Annotated in this window: 17 protein-coding genes; 4 read left to right on the top strand and 13 right to left on the bottom strand. The window is 69.9% G+C overall.

The window, feature by feature from the left end:
* Nucleotides 1-14: 14 nt before the first annotated feature.
* Nucleotides 15-584 (bottom strand): TetR/AcrR family transcriptional regulator, encoded by a 570-nt coding sequence (locus ACFWGP_RS16675; RefSeq protein WP_231430507.1) that lies wholly within the window; start codon nt 582-584, stop codon nt 15-17.
* 175 nt (nt 585-759) lie between these two features.
* On the opposite strand from ACFWGP_RS16675, the gene ACFWGP_RS16670 reads away from it, so the two are divergent.
* Nucleotides 760-2,196: an MFS transporter gene (locus ACFWGP_RS16670; RefSeq protein ID WP_275505758.1), complete on the top strand. Its 1,437-nt coding sequence runs from the start codon at nt 760-762 to the stop codon at nt 2,194-2,196.
* 72 nt (nt 2,197-2,268) lie between these two features.
* Here the strand turns inward: ACFWGP_RS16670 and ACFWGP_RS16665 are convergent, their stop codons facing one another.
* The 4 genes from ACFWGP_RS16665 to ACFWGP_RS16650 all read right to left on the bottom strand — a co-directional run bounded on the left by ACFWGP_RS16665 (nt 2,269) and on the right by ACFWGP_RS16650 (nt 5,661).
* Nucleotides 2,269-3,579: a citrate synthase gene (locus tag ACFWGP_RS16665; protein ID WP_231430505.1), complete on the bottom strand. Its 1,311-nt coding sequence runs from the start codon at nt 3,577-3,579 to the stop codon at nt 2,269-2,271.
* A gap of 179 nt (nt 3,580-3,758) precedes the next feature.
* Nucleotides 3,759-4,874 carry a succinyldiaminopimelate transaminase gene (dapC, locus tag ACFWGP_RS16660; protein WP_308191638.1) on the bottom strand — a complete coding sequence of 372 codons (1,116 nt, stop codon included), beginning with the start codon at nt 4,872-4,874 and terminating at the stop codon, nt 3,759-3,761.
* 17 nt (nt 4,875-4,891) lie between these two features.
* Nucleotides 4,892-5,212 carry a ferredoxin gene (gene fdxA, locus ACFWGP_RS16655; protein WP_231430504.1) on the bottom strand — a complete coding sequence of 107 codons (321 nt, stop codon included), beginning with the start codon at nt 5,210-5,212 and terminating at the stop codon, nt 4,892-4,894.
* 38 nt (nt 5,213-5,250) lie between these two features.
* Nucleotides 5,251-5,661: a histidinol dehydrogenase gene (locus ACFWGP_RS16650; protein WP_231430503.1), complete on the bottom strand. Its 411-nt coding sequence runs from the start codon at nt 5,659-5,661 to the stop codon at nt 5,251-5,253.
* A 146-nt stretch (nt 5,662-5,807) separates the two neighbouring features.
* On the opposite strand from ACFWGP_RS16650, the gene ACFWGP_RS16645 reads away from it, so the two are divergent.
* Entirely contained in the window at nt 5,808-6,635 is an 828-nt protein-coding gene (locus ACFWGP_RS16645; protein WP_231430502.1) for an enoyl-CoA hydratase/isomerase family protein, read from the top strand.
* Between the two features lie 88 nt (nt 6,636-6,723).
* Here ACFWGP_RS16645 and ACFWGP_RS16640 read toward each other — a convergent pair whose 3' ends face one another.
* The 6 genes from ACFWGP_RS16640 to ACFWGP_RS16615 form a co-directional block, all read right to left on the bottom strand.
* Nucleotides 6,724-7,500, bottom strand: coding sequence for a M23 family metallopeptidase (locus tag ACFWGP_RS16640; protein WP_376931400.1), 777 nt, complete (start codon nt 7,498-7,500; stop codon nt 6,724-6,726).
* A gap of 228 nt (nt 7,501-7,728) precedes the next feature.
* Nucleotides 7,729-9,633: a translational GTPase TypA gene (gene typA, locus ACFWGP_RS16635; protein ID WP_275505681.1), complete on the bottom strand. Its 1,905-nt coding sequence runs from the start codon at nt 9,631-9,633 to the stop codon at nt 7,729-7,731.
* Nucleotides 9,634-9,932: 299 nt separating this feature from the next.
* Nucleotides 9,933-11,651, bottom strand: coding sequence for an ABC transporter ATP-binding protein (locus ACFWGP_RS16630; RefSeq protein WP_231430499.1), 1,719 nt, complete (start codon nt 11,649-11,651; stop codon nt 9,933-9,935).
* A complete protein-coding gene (locus ACFWGP_RS16625) occupies nt 11,648-12,607 on the bottom strand; it encodes an ABC transporter permease (protein ID WP_231430498.1) in 960 nt (319 codons plus the stop codon). The genes ACFWGP_RS16630 and ACFWGP_RS16625 overlap by 4 nt, the downstream gene beginning before the upstream one ends.
* The gene (locus ACFWGP_RS16620) at nt 12,600-13,526 is read right to left on the bottom strand and encodes an ABC transporter permease (RefSeq protein ID WP_231430497.1); all 927 of its coding nucleotides are present in this window, start codon (nt 13,524-13,526) and stop codon (nt 12,600-12,602) included. Before ACFWGP_RS16620 ends, ACFWGP_RS16625 begins: the two co-directional genes overlap by 8 nt.
* 132 nt (nt 13,527-13,658) lie before the next feature.
* Complete coding sequence (locus tag ACFWGP_RS16615; protein WP_231430496.1) at nt 13,659-15,287, bottom strand: ABC transporter substrate-binding protein; 1,629 nt, start codon at nt 15,285-15,287, stop codon at nt 13,659-13,661.
* A gap of 206 nt (nt 15,288-15,493) precedes the next feature.
* Here ACFWGP_RS16615 and ACFWGP_RS16610 point away from each other — a divergent pair, with 206 nt between their 5' ends.
* Nucleotides 15,494-16,318: a CPBP family intramembrane glutamic endopeptidase gene (locus ACFWGP_RS16610; protein WP_255679888.1), complete on the top strand. Its 825-nt coding sequence runs from the start codon at nt 15,494-15,496 to the stop codon at nt 16,316-16,318.
* Here the strand turns inward: ACFWGP_RS16610 and ACFWGP_RS16605 are convergent.
* On the bottom strand, nt 16,260-16,745 hold the full coding sequence (locus ACFWGP_RS16605) for a hypothetical protein (RefSeq protein ID WP_376931399.1): 486 nt from the start codon (nt 16,743-16,745) through the stop codon (nt 16,260-16,262). The genes ACFWGP_RS16610 and ACFWGP_RS16605 overlap by 59 nt on opposite strands.
* Before the next feature lie 176 nt (nt 16,746-16,921).
* Between ACFWGP_RS16605 and ACFWGP_RS16600 the strand changes: the two genes are divergently transcribed.
* Nucleotides 16,922-17,137, top strand: coding sequence for a hypothetical protein (locus tag ACFWGP_RS16600; RefSeq protein WP_231430493.1), 216 nt, complete (start codon nt 16,922-16,924; stop codon nt 17,135-17,137).
* Between the two features lie 12 nt (nt 17,138-17,149).
* Here the strand turns inward: ACFWGP_RS16600 and ACFWGP_RS16595 are convergent, their stop codons facing one another.
* Nucleotides 17,150-17,665, bottom strand: coding sequence for a hypothetical protein (locus ACFWGP_RS16595; RefSeq protein ID WP_376931398.1), 516 nt, complete (start codon nt 17,663-17,665; stop codon nt 17,150-17,152).
* Between the last annotated feature and the right edge of the window lie 76 nt (nt 17,666-17,741).

Raw genomic sequence — 17,741 nt, 5'->3', positions numbered from 1 at the left:
CCCCGACCGCGCGGTCAGGTGCGGATCGCGTTGATCGCGAGCCCGAGCACACGACTGCGCTGCGCCTCGTCGTCGAACGACGACACGGCCGCGACTCCCGAGACGAGCTTCACGACGTCGCCGATGGTGACGTCGTCGCGCACCTCGCCGGCGGCCTGGGCGCGCGCGAGCAGCGGCTCGCCGGCGCCCAGCATGATCGACCGGCATTCGCCGAGCACGGACGACTCGCGGTTGAGCCCCTCGAGCAGGGCGTGCTTGGTGCCCACGTACGAGACGAATCGGTCGAGCCAGGTCTCGAGCGCGGGCCACGGCTCGAGCGCCGAGACCTCGTCGGCCGCCTGGGCGAGCGCCTCGACCTCGCCCAGGTAGAGCGTCTCGATGAGGTCGTCTCGGGTCGGGAAGTTGCGGTAGAGCGTGCCGATGCCGACCCCGGCGCGCCGGGCGATGTCCTCGAGCGAGGCCGACGAGCCGTCTTCGGCGAACGCCTGCCGCCCCGCCGCGACGAGCGCGTCGAAGTTGCGCGCGGCGTCGGCACGGCGGGGCCGCCGCGCCTCGAGGGTGTGCACCCGCAGCACCTCGGTCATTCCGCGCTCAACTCCTCTGCCGGTTGCGGCGGGCAGGTGACGTGCCGCCGACGAATTCCAGTGGACCCCTTGCGAAACGGAGGCAGCCTCCGGTAATGTCGTCTTCGTCGATAACCGGAGGCTTCCTCCACTCGGAGCCGTACTCCACTTTACCTCGCTCCTCGCGTTCGCGCACCTGACCGAAGGGTCCGCAGTGTCAACCACCTCACGCGCCGCTTTCGCGGCCATCGCCGTGAGCGTCGCCTCGCTCGCGCTGCTCCAGAATCTCGTCATCCCCGTCATCCCGACCATCGCCGCCGACTTCGGCGTCGCCGCCGACACGGCCTCGTGGACCAACACGGCCTGGCTCATCGCGGCCGCCGTCGCCACTCCCCTGCTCGGTCGCATCGGCGACCTCCGCGGGCGCCGCGCCACCTTCCTCGCCGTGCTCGCGGTCGTCGCCGTGGGCGACATCGTCGCCGCGGTCGCACCCGACCTCACGACCCTCATCGCGGGCCGCATCCTGCAGGGGGTGGGCGGGGCGCTGTTCCCCCTCGCGTTCGGCCTGCTGCGCGACGTCATGCCGCGCGAACGCCTCACCGGCGCGATCGGCGCGACGAGCGCGATCATCGGCATCGGCGGCGCCGCGGGCAGCGTGCTCGCCGGCCCGATCGCCGGCGTGCTCAGCTGGCGCGCGGTGTTCGCCGTCCCGCTCATCACCGCGATCGCGGGCATCGTGCTCGTCGCGCTCCTCGTGCCGGCGACCGGCACCCGCGCGACCGGTCGGGTGAACGTGCTCGCCGGCGTGCTGCTGTCGGGCTGGCTCGTCGCCCTCCTCGTCCCGCTCAGCTCCGGCGCCCGCTGGGGCTGGGGGTCGCCGCTCACGATCGGCCTGTTCGTGCTCGCCGCCCTGCTGATGGCCGCCTGGGCGGTCACCGAGCTGCGCTCGGCCGAGCCGCTCGTCGACCTGCGCCTGCTCTTCGCCCGTGAGCTCTGGCCGGTCAATGCGGCGTCACTGCTGCTCGGCGCCGCGGCATTCGGGTTCTGGGGCTACCTGCCGCAGTTCCTCGAGACGACGGCAGGCTGGGGGCTCGGCCTCGACGTGCAGGCCGCGGGGCTCGCCCTGCTGCCGCTGCTCATCGGCATGTCGGGCGTCGGCTTCGCCGCCGGGGCGCTCAGCCGCGTCATCCCGCTTCGCCTCATGCTCGCGGGCGGCGCACTGCTCATGGCCGCAGGCGTCGGGTTCGCCGTGTTCGACCACGACGCGGTGTGGAAGCTCGCGGTCGCCGGCGGCGTGTTCGGCGTCGGCATCGGGCTCGCCTACGCCTCGGCGGCGAGCATCGTCGTCGAGAGCGTACCCGCCGACCGCACCGGCGTGGCGACCGGCGTGAACGCGAACCTCCGCACGATCGGCTCGGCGATCGGATCGGCCCTCGTGAGCACCATCGTCTTCGGCGGCGCGGGCGGCACGGCCGCCCCGACGCAGACGGGCTACGACATCGCGTGGCTCACGGTCGCGCTGATGGCGGTGCTCGCCGCCGTCATCGTGCTCGCGGTCGGGCGAGCACCCCGTACGGCGCGCCTCGACGAACTGGATGCCTCGCCGACGGCCGAACTCGTCGACGCGGCCTGATCGGCCGACGCGAAGGGTCCCGATTCCACCGGAATCGGGACCCTCGTCGTTCGTGCGCCCGACGCGCCGGGCTCAGGCGCCCGGGTAGTGCCGCACCGGCTCACCCGTGTAGAGCTGCTGCGGGCGACCGATCTTGGTCTGCGGGTCGAGGTTCATCTCGCGCCAGTGGGCGATCCAGCCGGGCAGGCGGCCGATCGCGAACAGCACGGTGAACATGCGCGTCGGGAAGCCCATCGCCTTGTAGATGACGCCCGTGTAGAAGTCGACGTTCGGGTAGAGCCGGCGCTCCTTGAAGTAGTCGTCCTGCAGGGCGAACTGCTCGAGCTCCTTCGCGATGTCGAGCAGCGGGTCGTCGATGCCGAGGCTCTCGAGCACGGCGTCGGCCGACTCCTTGACGATCTTCGCCCGCGGGTCGTAGTTCTTGTAGACGCGGTGCCCGAAGCCCATGAGCTTCACGCCGTCTTCCTTGTTCTTGACGCGCTCGACGAAGCGGGCGACGCCCTCGCCCGACTCCTGGATCCGGCCGAGCATCTGCAGCACGGCCTCGTTGGCGCCGCCGTGCAGCGGGCCCGAGAGTGCCTGGATGCCCGCCGAGATCGACGAGTAGAGGTTCGCACCGGTCGAGCCGACGAGGCGCACGGTCGAGGTCGACGCGTTCTGCTCGTGGTCCTCGTGCAGGATGAGCAGCCGGTCGAGCGCCTTCGCGAGCGTCGGGTCGATGCGATACGGCTCGGCCATGTTGCCGAAGTTCAGCCGCAGGAAGTTCTCGACGAAGTTCAGCGAGTTGTCGGGATAGAGGAACGCCTGGCCGACGCTCTTCTTGTGGGCGTAGGCGGCGATCACCGGCAGCTTCGCGAGCAGGCGCAGCGTCGTGAGCTCGACGTGGTCGAGATCGTGCGGGTCGGACGAGTCCTCGTAGTAGGTCGAGAGGGCCGCGACCGCGCTCGACAGCACCGACATCGGGTGCGCCGTGTGCGGCAGCGCCGAGAAGAAGCGCTTGAGGTCTTCGTGCAGCAGCGTGTGGCGGCGCACCTTCTCATCGAACTCGCCGAGCTGGTCGGCGGTCGGCAGCTGGCCGTAGATGAGCAGCCAGGCGACCTCGAGGTAGGTCGAGTGCTCGGCGAGCTCTTCGATCGGGTAGCCCCGGTAGCGCAGGATGCCCTGCTCGCCGTCGATGTAGGTGATCGCCGACCGCGTCGATGCGGTGTTGACGAATCCGTAGTCGAGCGCGGTGAGCCCCGTCTGGCGCGTCAGCGTCGACAGGTCGATGCTCGCATTGCCGTCGACCGCGGGGCGCACGGGGAACTCGGCGGTGCCGCCGGGGAAGCTGAGGGTCGCGGTCTCGGGGTTCTGCCCCGCCGCGGGGTTCACGACGTCGCTCACGGCGCCTCCTGTGATCGTCACTTGCGCGGTCACCTGCCTTTCGGGCTCGCGGCGTAGGGTCGGCCACGGTCCGACCTACAGCCTAGACGTGCCGGAGGCACACTGTCGCATCCGCCAAGAGATCGCTGTATACATTGGCGGCACCTGACACTGCGCCGCGCCGGGTTCGTGTCGGGATGCTACGAGCCGGCCGCCGCACGCAGGCGCGACGCCGCCGCGGCGATGCGCTCGTCGGTCGCCGTGAGCGACAGGCGCACGTGCTCGGGGTGGTGCACGCCGTAGAAGTGGCCGGGGCCCCCGATGATGCCGAGGTCGGCGAGCCGGCCGATCGACTCCCACGCGTCGCGCCCCTCGGTCGCCCACAGGTAGAGGCCGGCGTCGCTGCGGTCGATGCGGAAGCCTGCCGCCTCGAGCGCCGGCTTGAGCTGCGCGCGGCGCGCTCGGTAGCGCTCCTTCTGCTCGGCCACGTGCGCATCGTCGCGGAGGGCTGCGATCATCGCCTGCTGCAGCGGCTGGGCGAGCATGAGCCCGGCGTGCTTGCGCACGTTCGTGAGCCGGCCGACGACCGTGCGGCACCCTGCGATGAACGCGGTGCGGTAGCCCGCCATGTTCGACTGCTTGGAGAGGGAGTACGCGACGAGCGTGTTCCGCCGGCTGTCGCCGACCACCCTGGGGTCGAGCAGGCTCGGCACCGCGCCCTCGGCCCACTCGCCCTCCCACCCGAGCTCGGCGTAGCACTCGTCGCCGACGATGACCGCGTCGAGCTCGAGGGCGCGCTCGCGCGCCGTGCGGAGCTCGTCGATCGTGAGCACGCGCCCGTCGGGGTTGCCGGGGCTGTTGAGCCAGACGAGCCTCGTCGCGTCGGGCCATTCGGCGGGGTCGTCGCTCGCCATCGCCGTCGCGCCGGCGAGCACCGCACCCATCTCGTAGCTCGGGTACGCGGCCTTCGGGTGCACGACGACGTCGCCCTCGCCGAGCCCGAGCAGGAACGGCAGCAGCGCCACGAGCTCCTTCGAGCCGACCGTGGGCAGCACGTTCTCGCGGGTGAGCCCGGTCACGCCGCGACGCCGGGCGAACCACGCGACGATCTCGTCGCGCAGCAGGTCGGAGCCGACGGTCTGCGGATACGCGTGAGCGTCGGTCGAGGCGGCGAGCGCCTCGCGCACGATCGCGGGCGTCTCGTCGACGGGCGACCCGATCGAGAGGTCGACCACCCCGTCGGGGTGTGCGGCCGCCCGCTCGCGGTACGGGACCATGAGGTCCCACGGATAGTCGGGCAGTTCGCCCCGCGCCACGGTCGGAACCTCGCCGACTAGTGCGCCTGCGGCGGAAGCGCCGCGATGATCGGGTGGTCCTTCGCGATGACGCCGACCTTCGCGGCACCGCCGGGCGAGCCGATGTCGTCGAAGAACTCGACGTTCGCCTTGTAGTAGTCGGACCACTCGTCGGGCAGGTCGTCCTCGTAGTAGATCGCCTCGACCGGGCACACCGGCTCGCACGCGCCGCAGTCGACGCACTCGTCGGGGTGGATGTAGAGCGAGCGCTCACCCTCGTAGATGCAGTCGACGGGGCACTCGTCGATGCACGCACGGTCTTTCACATCGACGCACGGGAGGGCGATGACATAGGTCACGGTGGTTCGTGCTCCTTCGGAGAGGCTGGATCTTCAGTCTATGCGCGGGCTCGGGCCCGCGACGGCAACTCGGGCCACGCGACGACGAGCACGGCGATGAGCGCGGGCGCGAACGACCAGACGGTGCCGAGGAGGTCGCCGACGACGAGCACCGAGCCGCCCGGCCCGGGCAGGTAGGTGAGCACGGCGACCATCACCACGAGGCCGGCCGCCGCGGCGGCCGTGATCGCGCGGCCCCGGGTCACGAGCCGGATGCCGACGAGGAGGGCGGCGATGCCGATGATCGCGACGACGAGGCCCCACGGGATCACCGCGTCACCGATGCGGAGCACCTGCCGGTGGCCGACCGTGGCGATCGCGCCGTAGACGGCGCCGACGAGTGCGGCGACGACGAGCGCGCCGACACGGGCGGCGATCGACGGCGACTCGTGGCGCACGACGTCGCTCATCGGGCGGCAGGGGTGGGGGTCGGCATGCGACGAGTCTACCGGGGCGGGCCCTCGGTGGGCTTGCGCCGGCGACCGCCGGCGCAGCGCCCGCGGGAGCCGATGCCGTAGCGTGGTCGGCACGCACCGAAGCACCGAGAGGATCGACGATGACCGACGCCACGACCGCCGCCCCGACCGACGTCCCCGAGGTGCGGGTCGAACGCGACGCCGACCTCGCCGTCGTCACGATCGACCGGCCGAAGGCACTCAACGCCCTCTCCCCCGCCGTGCTCGCCGCGCTCGAGACGGCGTTCACCGGGTTCGCCGACGAGATCGCCGGCGACGGTGCGGCGGTGCGCGGCGTGCTGCTGACCGGCGCGGGCGGACGAGCGTTCATCGCCGGCGCCGACATCCGGGCGATGGCCGGCCTCACCCCCGAGGAGGGCGAGGCGGCTGCACGCGCCGGCCACCGGGTCGCCGCCGCGATCGAGGCGCTGCCGGTTCCCGTCATCGCCTGCGTCGACGGGTTCGCGCTGGGGGGCGGGCTCGAGATGGCGCTCGCGTGCGACTTCATCTACGCGACCGACGCCTCGGCGTTCGGCCAGCCCGAGGTGCATCTCGGACTCATCCCGGGCTTCGGCGGTACGGTGCGACTGCCCCGCACGATCGGCCTCGCCCTCGCGAAGGAACTGATCTACACCGGCCGCCGCATCGGCATCGACGAGGCCGTCGCGGCGGGGCTCGTCGCCCGCCGCTTCGCCGACCGCGAGTCGATGTTCGCCGGCGCGCGCGAGACGATCGCGCTCGTGTCGCAGAACGCCGCCCCGGCCGTGGGCCTCGCGAAGCGCGTGCTCGTCGATGCGACGGGGATGCCGACCGCGACGGCGAGCGATCTGGAGATCGCGGGCTTCGGCGATGCGTTCCGAACGGCCGACATGCGCGAGGGGGTCTCGGCGTTCATCGAGAAGCGGGAACCCCGCTTCACCGGGGCATAGGACGCCGAGCGGCCGAGGAGCGCGCGCCGACGGAGCACGCGTATCGAGACCGGCGATCGTCGGCGCTCCTCGACCACCCGAGAGGACGTCAGCCGATGTGGGCGGCGAGCCAGGCGAACCCGTCGAACCGGGCCCCGTCGGCGCCGAACATCTCGAGGTGGAGGTGCGGGCCGGTCGACTGGCCGGTCGTGCCGACGAGGCCGAGCTGCTGGCCCGCGGACACCCGCTGACCGACCGACACCGCGATCGAGCCGAACTGCATGTGCGCGTACGAGCTCGTGACGAGCTCGCCGCCGATATTGTGCTCGACCTCGACGTTGACGCCCAGGCCGCCGCCGTTCTCGGTCGCCTTCACGACGACGCCGTCGGCGATCGACATGACCGGCGTGCCGTCGCCGGGCGTGAAGTCGACCCCGTCGTGGAACGTCGAGCAGCCCGCGCAGGGCGCATCGCGCGGGCCGTAGCCGCCGCTGCGGCGGTCGGGGTTCTGCACCGGCCACACGACCACGTCGGACTCGATGATCGACACCGAGCCGAGCCCCGCGACCTGCGAGACGATGGGCGGCGGCGCCTTGACGACGTCGTACGACTCGGCCGCGAGCGTCGCCTCGACGGCGTCGGCACCGACCTCGACGTGTTGCGGGGTGAAGCTCACGGTGTCTTCGACGGGGGCATAGACCGACGCGCGGGACTCGGCATCGGTCGCGGTCACGGCGAGGGCGGGCACGCTCGTCGCGACGATCATCGCGCCGACGAAGCCCATCGCGGCGATCGAGAGCGCCTGGCGAGCGGTCGCTGGGCGACGTGCGGGGCGGCGGGCAGGAACGGGGGCGGCCGCGCGGCGGCCGTGCTGGGGGGAAGTCATCACGCGTTACGTATCAAAGGGGGTCGGGTTTCGTGGCGAAACTGGCTTGAGATCGAGACAATCTCAGCTACCGTACGCAGCGTTTCTGAGAGGAACCTCCGATACGCATGCATGGAAGCCGTGCGCCCTTGCGCGCTCTCCCCGCCCCGCCCCCGCCGCAGACACGACGACGCGGATGCCTCGGGGCCGGCCCCGGGGCATCCGCGTCGTGTGGTGGCGGAGCTGCGCTCAGCCCTGCTTCTTGAGGCGCGACGCCGCACGGGCGCGCGCCGTCTGGTCGAGCTCGACCTTGCGGATGCGCACCTTCTCGGGCGTGACCTCGACGCACTCGTCCTCGCGGGCGAACTCGAGGCACTCCTCGAGCGTCAGCTGGCGCGAGGGCGTCATCGACTCGAAGGTGTCGGCGGTCGACGAACGCATGTTCGTGAGCTTCTTCTCCTTCGTGATGTTGACGTCCATGTCGTCGGCGCGCGAGTTCTCGCCGATGACCATGCCCTCGTAGACCTCTTCGGTCGGGTTCACGAAGAAGGTCATGCGCTCCTGCAGGGCGATGATCGCGAACGGGGTCACGACGCCGGCGCGGTCGGCGACGATCGAGCCGTTGTTGCGGGTCGTGATCGCACCCGCCCACTCGTCGTACCCGTGCGAGATCGCGTTCGCGATGCCGGTGCCGCGCGTGATCGTCAGGAACTCGGTGCGGAAGCCGATGAGACCGCGGCTCGGCACGATGAACTCCATGCGCACCCAGCCGGTGCCGTGGTTCGACATGTTGTCCATGCGGCCCTTGCGGGCGGCGAGCAGCTGCGTGATCGCGCCGAGGTACTCCTCGGGGGCGTCGATCGTGAGGTGTTCGTACGGCTCGTGCGTCTTGCCGTCGACCTGCTTCGTGACCACCTGCGGCTTGCCGACGGTGAGCTCGTAGCCCTCACGGCGCATCTGCTCGACGAGGATCGCGAGCGCGAGCTCGCCGCGGCCCTGCACCTCCCACGCGTCGGGGCGGCCGATGTCGAGCACGCGCAGCGACACGTTGCCGACGAGCTCGCGGTCGAGCCGGTCCTTCACCATGCGGGCGGTGAGCTTGTGGCCCTTGACCTTGCCGACGATCGGCGAGGTGTTGGTCCCGATGGTCATCGAGATCGCGGGGTCGTCGACGTGGATCGCGGGCAGCGGACGCACGTCCTCGGGGTCGGCGAGCGTCTCGCCGATCGTGATGTCCTCGAAGCCCGCGACGGCGATGATGTCGCCGGGGCCGGCCTCCTCGGCCGGGAAGCGCTCGAGCGCCTTCGTCTTCAGGAGCTCCGTGACGCGCACGTTCGAGTGCGAGCCGTCGTGGCGCACCCAGGCGACCGTCTGCCCCTTCTTGATCGTGCCGTTGAAGACGCGCAGGAGCGCGAGGCGGCCGAGGAACGGCGACGCGTCGAGGTTCGTGACCCACGCCTGCAGCGGCGCCTCGTCGTCGTACGAGGGCGCGGGGACGTGCTCGAGGATGGCGCCGAACAGCGGCTCGAGGTCCTCGTTGTCGGGCAGCGCGCCGTTCGCGGGCCGCGTGAGCGAGGCGCGGCCGGCCTTGCCGGAGGCGTACACCACCGGCACGTCGAGCAGGGCGTCGACGTCGAGGTCGGGCACGTCGTCGACGAGGTCCGACGCGAGGCCGAGCAGCAGGTCGTGGCTCTCCTCCTCGACCTCCTCGATGCGGGCATCGGGACGGTCGGTCTTGTTGACGAGCAGGATCACGGGCAGTCGCGCCTCGAGCGCCTTGCGCAGCACGAAGCGGGTCTGCGGCAGCGGGCCCTCGCTCGCGTCGACGAGCAGCACCACGCCGTCGACCATCGAGAGACCGCGCTCGACCTCGCCGCCGAAGTCGGCGTGGCCCGGGGTGTCGATCACGTTGATCGTGACGGGCCCGTCGGTCGCGTGGACCCCGTTGTACTCGACGGCGGTGTTCTTCGCGAGGATCGTGATGCCCTTCTCGCGCTCGAGCTCGTTCGAGTCCATCGCGCGGTCGTCGACGTGGGCGTGCTCGGCGAACGAGTGGGTCTGCTTGAGCATCGCGTCGACGAGCGTCGTCTTGCCGTGGTCGACGTGCGCGACGATCGCGACGTTGCGCAGGGAATTGCGGGTGGCCTTCGCCATGGATTTTCGTCCTCGCGGTGAGGCATCCGCCGGATCGGCCCGCCGGCCCGGAAACGGGCTCGGCTGGGCCGCGCGGATGCGCTGGATGGGAGTCTGTGGGAGCGCGGACGACCGTGGATCGACGGTTCGCGCCATGACAGCCTACCGCGCGCAACCGTGTGAACGCCGAACGCCCGGCATCCGATGTCGGATGCCGGGCGTTCGGGCGCATCTTGGGCGGCGTGGATGCCTCTCGGCCTCCTGCGCCCCCAGCTCGATGTCTCGCGCGCTTCGGAGCAGGTTGGCTGCCTTGCGGCGGCCTACGCCCCCAGCTCGATGTTCGCCCCGGGGATGGCGGCGAGCAGGTCGCGCGTGTACTGCTCCTTGGGGCTGCCGAAGACCTCGTCGGTCGTCGCCGCCTCGACGATGCGCCCCTTCTGCATCACGCAGACGTTGTCGGCGATGACGCGCACGACCGCGAGGTCGTGGGTGATGAAGAGGTACGTGAGGTTGAGCTCGGCCTGGAGCTCGGCGAGCAGGCGCAGGATCTGCGCCTGGACGAGCACGTCGAGCGCCGACACGGCCTCGTCGAGGATGACGATCTCGGGCTTGAGCGCGAGCGCCCGCGCGATGGCGATGCGCTGTCGCTGGCCGCCCGAGAGCTCGTTCGGATAGCGGCCGAGGAGCGTGCGCGGCAGCGACACCTGGTCGAGCAGCTCGAAGACGCGCTCGCGACGCGATGCCTTCGTACCGACCTTGTGCGTCTGCAGCGGCTCGGCGATCGTGTTGCCGATGTTGCGGAGCGGGTTGAGCGAACCGTACGGGTCCTGGAAGACCGGCTGCATGCGGCTGCGGAGCGCGAACAGCTCCTTGCCGCTCGTCGACGCCAGGTCCTTTCCGCCGACGACGATCTTGCCGCTCGTCGCCTCTTCGAGCTTCAGCAGCATCTTCGCGACGGTCGACTTGCCCGAGCCCGATTCACCCACGAGCGCCGTGGTGGTGCCGCGCCGGATCTGGAACGAGACGTCGTCGACCGCCTTGAAGTCGCCGGAACCGCGGATCTTGAACACCTTGGTGAGGTTCTCGACCACGATCGCCGGCGGCTGCGCGGCGGCGGCCTCGAGTGCCTCGGCGCGGGCCTCGGCCGTCGCGATGAGGTCGATCGCCTCGCCCGCCGCGGTCGCCGCGTCGGCCGCGATGGCCGACTCGGCCGCCGCGATGCTGCCAGTCGCCTGGATGCGGCGCGAGGCGAGGCTCGGTGCCGCGGCGACGAGTCGCTGCGTGTACGGGTGCTGCGGGTTCTGCAGGATCTCGCGCGACGGGCCCGCCTCGACGACCTGGCCCTTGTACATGACGAGCAGCTGTTCGGCGCGCTCGGCCGCGAGGCCGAGGTCGTGCGTGATGAACAGCAGGGTCGTGCCGAGCTCGCGGGTGAGCGACTCGAGGTGGTCGAGGATGACGCGCTGAACGGTGACGTCGAGCGCCGAGGTCGGCTCGTCGGCGATGAGCAGCTGCGGGTTCGCCGCGAGGCCCATGCCGATGAGCACGCGCTGGCGCATGCCGCCCGAGAACTGATGCGGGTACTGCTTGAGGCGACGGTCGGCGTCCTGCAGGCCCGCCTCCTTCAGCACCTGGATCGCACGCGCCTTGACCTCTTTGCGGCCCGTGGCGATGCCGTTGGCACGGATCGCCTCCTCGACCTGGAAGCCGATCGACCACACGGGGTTGAGGTTCGACATCGGGTCCTGGGGCACGAAACCGATCTTGCGACCGCGGATGTGCTCCATCTCGTTCTGCGAAGCCTTGGCCAGGTCTTCGCCGTCGAGCAGGATCTGCCCGCCGGAGATGTGGCCGGTGCCCGGCAGCAGGTTGATGATCGCGTGCGCGGTCGTCGACTTGCCGGAGCCCGATTCGCCCACGATCGCGAGGCTGGAGCCGCGGTCGAGCGTGAAGCTCACGCCGCGGACCGCCTGCACGACACCGTTCTGGGTGCGGAACGCGACCTCGAGGTCTTTGACTTGGAGCAGGGGGGTGCTCATCGCTGGGCCCTCGCCTTCGGGTCGAGTGCGTCTCGCACGACTTCACCGAGCATGATGAACGAGAACACGGTCAGGGAAAGCGCGATCGACGGGTAGATCAGCACCTGCGGAGCGGTGCGGAGCGTCGTCTGCGCCTGGGCGATGTCGTTGCCCCACGACATGATGTTCGTCGGCAGGCCGACGCCGAGGAACGACAGGGTCGCCTCGGCGACGATCGCGCCGGCGAGCGAGATCGTCGCGATGACGATGACCGGGGCGATGGAGTTCGGCACGACGTGCGCCCAGAGGATCTTGAACCGCGATACGCCGATCGCCGTGGCGGCGGTGACGAAGTCGGAGTTCTTGACCCTCAGGATCTCGGACCTCAGCACTCGGGCTGTGGCCGGCCACGCGAAGATGCCGATCGCGAGGGAGATGACCCACACGCTGCGGTAGTTCGCGAGCACCGTCATGATCACGACCGCCGCGAGGATGTAGGGGATCGAGAAGAAGATGTCGCCGACGCGCGAGAGGATGCCGTCGGTCCAGCCGCCGTAGTAGCCCGCGAACGCGCCGAAGATCACACCGAGCGTGAACACGAGGATCGTCACGATGATGCCCACCGAGAGCGAGGTGCCCGCACCGTGCACGATACGCGACCAGACGTCGCAGCCCTGCCGGGTGAAGCCGAGCGGGTGACCCGCGACGGGTGCGCCGTTGCTGTTGGCGAGCAGGCAGTTCGCGTTCGGAGGCTCGTTCGTGAACAGTCCGGGGAACAGCGCGATGAACACGATGATGAGGATCAGCGCGGACGAGATCCAGAACATCGGTCGGCGGCGCAGGTCGGCCCACGCGTCGATCCAGAGGTTCGACGGCTTGCCCTCGGTCTTGACCGAGTCGATGGCCTCGAGCTTGGTCTCCTCCAGCGGGGCGACGTAGTGCTCGATCGGGAGCTTCGATGAAGACTGGTCAGGCATAGCGGATCCTCGGGTCGAGCACGGCGTAGAGAAGGTCGATCAGGAGGTTCACGATGAGGTACAGCAGCACCATGATCGTGACGAAGGACACGACGGTGGGTCCTTCACCTCGGATGACCGCCTGATAGAGGGTTCGACCGACGCCGGGCACGTTGAAGATGCCCTCGGTGACGGTCGCGCCGACGAGGAGCGTGCCGAAGTCGGTGCCGAGGTACGTGACGACCGGGATCAGCGAGTTGCGCAGGATGTGCACCGGCACGATGCGCTTGCCGGAGAGTCCCTTGCTGTACGCGGTGCGCACGAAGTCGAGCCCCTGGGTCTCGATGACCGAGGAGCGCGTCAACCGCGAGATCTGCGCGAAGCTGATGGTCGCCAGCACCAGGGCCGGGAGGATGAGGTCCTGGGTCGGAGCACCGGCACCCACGGTCGGGCTGAACCAGCCCCACTGGATGCCCATGAAGTACTGCGCGACGAAGCCGAGCACGAAGATCGGCAGCGAAATGAGCACGAGGCTCACGCCGAGGCCGGTCGCGTCGAAGATTCCGCCCTTGCGCAGGCCGCTGATGAGGCCGACCGAGATGCCGGCGATCATCTCGAAGAAGATCGCGAGCAGCGCGAGGCGGATCGTCACCGGGAACGTTCGGGCGAGGACTTCATTGACCGGCTGGCCCGAGTAGGTGACGCCGAAGTCGCCTTGGAAGATGCCCGCGAGGTAGTAGAAGTACTGCACGATGAACGGTTCGTTCAGGTGGTACTGCTCGCGGAGCTGCTCGATCACACCGGGCGCCGGTGGCCGGTCGCCGAAGAGCGCCGCGATCGGGTCTCCGGGCATGGAGAAGACCATGAAGTAGATGAGGAAGGTGGCTCCGAGGAGCACGGGGATGATTTGGAGGAGTCGCTTTCCGGTGTACCAGAGCATCAGCGCTCCTCAGTGTCTAGTGCTGAGAGCATTTTGGGCCGCAATCACAGAGTCGTTCGGATATCAGCATGATGTCCGGGGCGTTGCCGCCCCGGACATCATGTTAGACGGGATTATAGACGAGGTGTCGTCTTAGCCCTGCGCCTTGGTGATCTCGGTGTACAGCGGAACCGAGTCCCAGCCGAACACCACGTTGTCGACCGTGTCGGCGGAAGCGCCGGTCACGTTCGAGTACCAGAGCGGGATGGCCGGAAGGTCCTTCAGGAGGACCTCCTGGGCCTTCTGGAAGGTCGCGGTCGCGTCTTCCGGAGTAGCGGCCTGCGAGCCCTCCTTCAGGAGGCCGTCGAACTCGGCGCTCGAGTAGCCCTCGTAGTTCGACCCGGCACCGGTCTGGTAGAGCGGCGCGAGGAAGTTGTACATCGAGGGGTAGTCACCCTGCCAGCCGGCGCGCGTGCCGCCGGTCAGCTTCTTGTTCTCGCGGTCGTCGAGGGCCGCGGCGAACGTCGGGTAGGGCTTGCCCACGGCCTGGATGCCGAGGGTGTTGGAGATCGAGTTCACGACCGCGTCGACCCAGGCCTGGTGGCCGCCGTCGGCGTTGTACGAGATGTCGAACACGGTGTCGCCGTAGGGCGAGATCGCGTCGGCCTCGGCCCACAGCTTCTTGGCCTCTTCGGGGTTGTAGTCGAGCACCTCGGCGCCCTCGAGCTGGTCGGTCCAGCCCGCGATGACCGGCGAGGTGTAGTCGGTCGCCGGGGTACGGGTGCCCTGGAAGATCACGTCGGTGATCTCGTCGCGGTTGATCGCCATCGAGATGGCGGCGCGACGGAGCTTGCCCTCGTCACCGCTCCAGTGCTCGAGGTAGTACGGCATGTTGAAGCCCTGGAAGATGGCCGCCGGCTGGTTGACCGCACGGTCGCCGAACTCGTCCTCGTAGGTCGCGAGCGCCGAGTCGGGCACGGCGTCGAGCACGTCGAGGTTGCCGGCCTGGAGGTCGGCGTACGCCGAGTCCTGCGAGGCGTAGAAGACGATGGTCAGGCCACCGTTCTTGGGCGTGCGAACGCCGTCGTAGTCGGGGTTCGTGACGAGGTCGATCTTCTCCTCGTGCGTCCACGCGTCGTCGCCGGCGAACATGTACGGGCCGTTGCCGATCGGGTGCTCGCCGAAGGCCTCCATGTCGTCGTACGCCGACTCGGGGAGCGGGTAGTACGCCGTGTAGCCGAGACGCAGCGGCCAGTCGGCCTCGGGGGCGACGAGCTTGACCGTGAAGGTCTTGTCGTCGACCACGTTGAGGCCGGTCAGCTCCGAGTCCTCGGTGTAGCTGAAGCCCTCGATGTTGTCGAAGAAGTACGAAGCGCTCTGGGCGTTGCTGAACTTCGCGCCGTAGTTCCACGCGTCGACGAACGACTGCGCGGTGACGTCGGTGCCGTCGGTGAACTTCTGCCCGTCCTTGAGGGTGACGGTCCAGGTCTGCTTGTCGTCCGACTCGATCGACTCGGCGACGTCGTTCACGATCTCGCCGTCGGCCGTGTACGACACGAGGCCCGCGAAGAGCGAGGTGACGATCTTGCCGCCGCCGGTCTCGGTGGTGTTGGTCGGGATCAGCGGGTTCTGCGGCTCGGAGCCATTCGTCGTGATGATCGCGGTGGGGTCGCCAGCGGCCTCGGTGGACTCGCCCCCGCCGCCGCTCGTGCAGCCGGTGAGCACCAGTGCGCCGGCGGCAGCAAGAGCAATGGCTGCAGCGCCGATTCTCTTGTTCTTCAATGTTCCTCCTGTGAGATGGGCGCGGAACAACACGGCTCTTGGCCGGGCTGTGCGCTTCGTGGTGCCAGACTACGAATCGTTCCCTGAGATGCAAAGTCGAGACGGAAACCGTTACCGAGGCGCAACCTAGCGACACCTTGCACGACATATTCCGCCGCGAATGCGCACGATCGTTGCGTGGGCGCCTCCCGTGCGATGATTGCGGCATGCCGGATGCACGACCACTGCACAGGCCGCACACAGGTGAACCCAAGGTGCGTGGTGCGCACGCGCGCTGGGCGTTCCGGCTGCGCGCCGAGATCGTCATCGTGCTCGGGCTCTCGCTCGGTGCGTCCGCGGTCTACTCGATCGTGTCCATCATCGCCCGCGTGACCGACACGACCCCGCTCGCGAAGCAGTCGGCGGCGATCAACCAGTCGCGTTCGAGTCGCGAGTGGCTCGACTTCACCTACCAGTTCCTCGACGTGTTCTTCGGCCTCTTCGTCGTCGCCCTCGCGATCTACCTGCTGTGGCAGCCGACGCGCAGCGGATTCCGCCGCATCGGGTTCGACCTCACGCGGCCCGGCCGCGACGCGGCATCCGGTCTCGCCCTCGTGCTCGTGATCGGCTTGCCCGGCCTCGCCCTCTACGCGCTCGGACGCGCGGCCGGCATCACCGTGACCATCGTGCCGTCACCGCTCGACACGCACTGGTGGACGGTGCCGATCCTCGTGCTCGCGGCGCTCAAGGCCGCCCTCACCGAGGAGATCATCGTCGTCGGCTACCTGTTCACGAGGCTGCGCGAACTGGGGGTGGGCCCGTGGGCGACGATCGTCTCGAGCGCGCTCCTGCGCGGCACCTATCACCTCTACCAGGGCTTCGGTCCGTTCGCGGGCAACGTCGCGATGGGGATCGTGTTCGGCTGGTGCTATTCGCGCTGGGGCCGCACGATGCCGCTCGTCATCGCCCACTGGGTGCTCGACATGGCGTCGTTCATCGGGTACCCGCTCGCGGTCGCGTGGTGGCCCGGGCTCTTCGCTCCGCCGGCCTGAGCGACCGCGTCGTCCCGCGATGGCGGGGACCGACGAGCACGCGGATGCCTCGGGCGAGTCGCCTGCGGGGCGAGGCGTGCCTCGGGGCGAGGTGCCGTGCCGTCCGTTCGGGGCGCACCTCGGCGACGACGGCCGGCGCCTCCGCGACCGCCCGCACCTCGGGTGCGGCCTCGTCGGGCGGGATCGTCGCCGGCTCGAGGTCGCCCGAGAGTCGCATGCGCCGGGTCGGGGTGCAGACGACGCCGAGGTAGCCGCCGCGGGCGTAGTCCATCACGTCCTGCGCGTGCCGGATCGCCTCGGCCGCCTCGCCGACGCTGCCGCGGCGACGCATGCGCTGCTCGAGCGCCCCCGTGTCGGCCGTCGCGACGCTCACGATGACGAACGTCGCGATGATCGCGATACCTGCGATCACATCGATGCCAGGCATGCGGCACCTCCCCGTGCGAGTGGAGCTCGGGCAGCCCGAACGGAAAGCCCGAGAGAATCTCAGTGTACTCCCGGGGTCGGTTCGGGGGTCCACCCGGAATCGGCGATCCGCCGCGCCGACGAGTCTTGAACCGCCCCCGGCCCGGGGGCGCCCACCGGCTCCGCCGGATCACAGAGATGGAATCGATTCCCATGAACCTCGCCGCCGCCTTCGCCGCCGGGCACCTCGCCGGCCGCGCCACCGACCGCCTGCACCGCACGACCGAGGCGGAGATCCGCGAAGCGCACGAGCGTGCCGTCGCCCGGCGAAGCGTCCGCTCCGGCGAGCCCGTGCCCGCGGCCCGGCGCGAGCTCACGGAGCGCGGCCGACACGCCGCGCCCCGCCTCGTGTAGCTGCGAACGCCGTCAGCCGCCGACCTTGTCGCCCGCCGGGGTCAGCACCCACCACACTCCGCCGACCCCCTGGCCGTTCGTGTCGCCCGCGGCGCTGTCGCCCGCATAGGTGTACAACGGCCAGCCGTTGAGCGTCACCTGCTTCGAGCCGTCGACTCCCGTGATCGTGCCGACCTCACCGGTCACGCCCTCGACCTCCGGCGCGTCGGAGTCGGTGGTCACGGCGGGCCAGTTCGTCGCGCACTGGCCCTCGCAGGTGCTCGAGTCGCCGCCCTGCGTGTCGGTGTCGAACATGTAGACGGTCATGCCGTGGCCGTCGACCACGATCTCGCCGAGGTCGGAGTCCGCGGTCGTGAGCGCCGCCGACGAGCCGGCACCGCTGTCGGGCGCCTCCGTCGCGGTCGACGTCTCCCCGCCGTAGCCCGTTCCGTCGGACGTGCCGCCCGACCCGCCGGACGTCCCCGTGCAGCCCGCGAGCGCGATGACGAGCCCGAGCACGGCGGCTCCTGTTGCAATGCGCGATTTCATGCGAATTCCCTCTTCTCCGGCATCGGCCGCGGTCGCGGCCCTGCAGTGAGCACGAGAGGGAGCGACGGATGGTTCA

It is taken from the genome of Agromyces sp. NPDC127015, from assembly GCF_042725165.1.
Lineage (GTDB): Bacteria > Actinomycetota > Actinomycetes > Actinomycetales > Microbacteriaceae > Agromyces > Agromyces chromiiresistens.
This window is presented reverse-complemented; position numbering and strand designations above follow the sequence as displayed.

Coding starts and splice junctions, on each gene's coding strand:
- ACFWGP_RS16595 (WP_376931398.1), bottom strand. CDS start 17,665: ATGAAATCGCGCATTGCAACAGGAGCCGCCGTGCTCGGGCTCGTCATC.
- ACFWGP_RS16600 (WP_231430493.1), top strand. CDS start 16,922: ATGGAATCGATTCCCATGAACCTCGCCGCCGCCTTCGCCGCCGGGCAC.
- typA (WP_275505681.1), bottom strand. CDS start 9,633: ATGGCGAAGGCCACCCGCAATTCCCTGCGCAACGTCGCGATCGTCGCG.
- ACFWGP_RS16640 (WP_376931400.1), bottom strand. CDS start 7,500: ATGACTTCCCCCCAGCACGGCCGCCGCGCGGCCGCCCCCGTTCCTGCC.
- ACFWGP_RS16650 (WP_231430503.1), bottom strand. CDS start 5,661: ATGAGCGACGTCGTGCGCCACGAGTCGCCGTCGATCGCCGCCCGTGTC.
- ACFWGP_RS16610 (WP_255679888.1), top strand. CDS start 15,494: ATGCCGGATGCACGACCACTGCACAGGCCGCACACAGGTGAACCCAAG.
- ACFWGP_RS16625 (WP_231430498.1), bottom strand. CDS start 12,607: ATGCCTGACCAGTCTTCATCGAAGCTCCCGATCGAGCACTACGTCGCC.
- ACFWGP_RS16645 (WP_231430502.1), top strand. CDS start 5,808: ATGACCGACGCCACGACCGCCGCCCCGACCGACGTCCCCGAGGTGCGG.
- ACFWGP_RS16630 (WP_231430499.1), bottom strand. CDS start 11,651: ATGAGCACCCCCCTGCTCCAAGTCAAAGACCTCGAGGTCGCGTTCCGC.
- ACFWGP_RS16605 (WP_376931399.1), bottom strand. CDS start 16,745: ATGCCTGGCATCGATGTGATCGCAGGTATCGCGATCATCGCGACGTTC.
- ACFWGP_RS16675 (WP_231430507.1), bottom strand. CDS start 584: ATGACCGAGGTGCTGCGGGTGCACACCCTCGAGGCGCGGCGGCCCCGC.
- ACFWGP_RS16620 (WP_231430497.1), bottom strand. CDS start 13,526: ATGCTCTGGTACACCGGAAAGCGACTCCTCCAAATCATCCCCGTGCTC.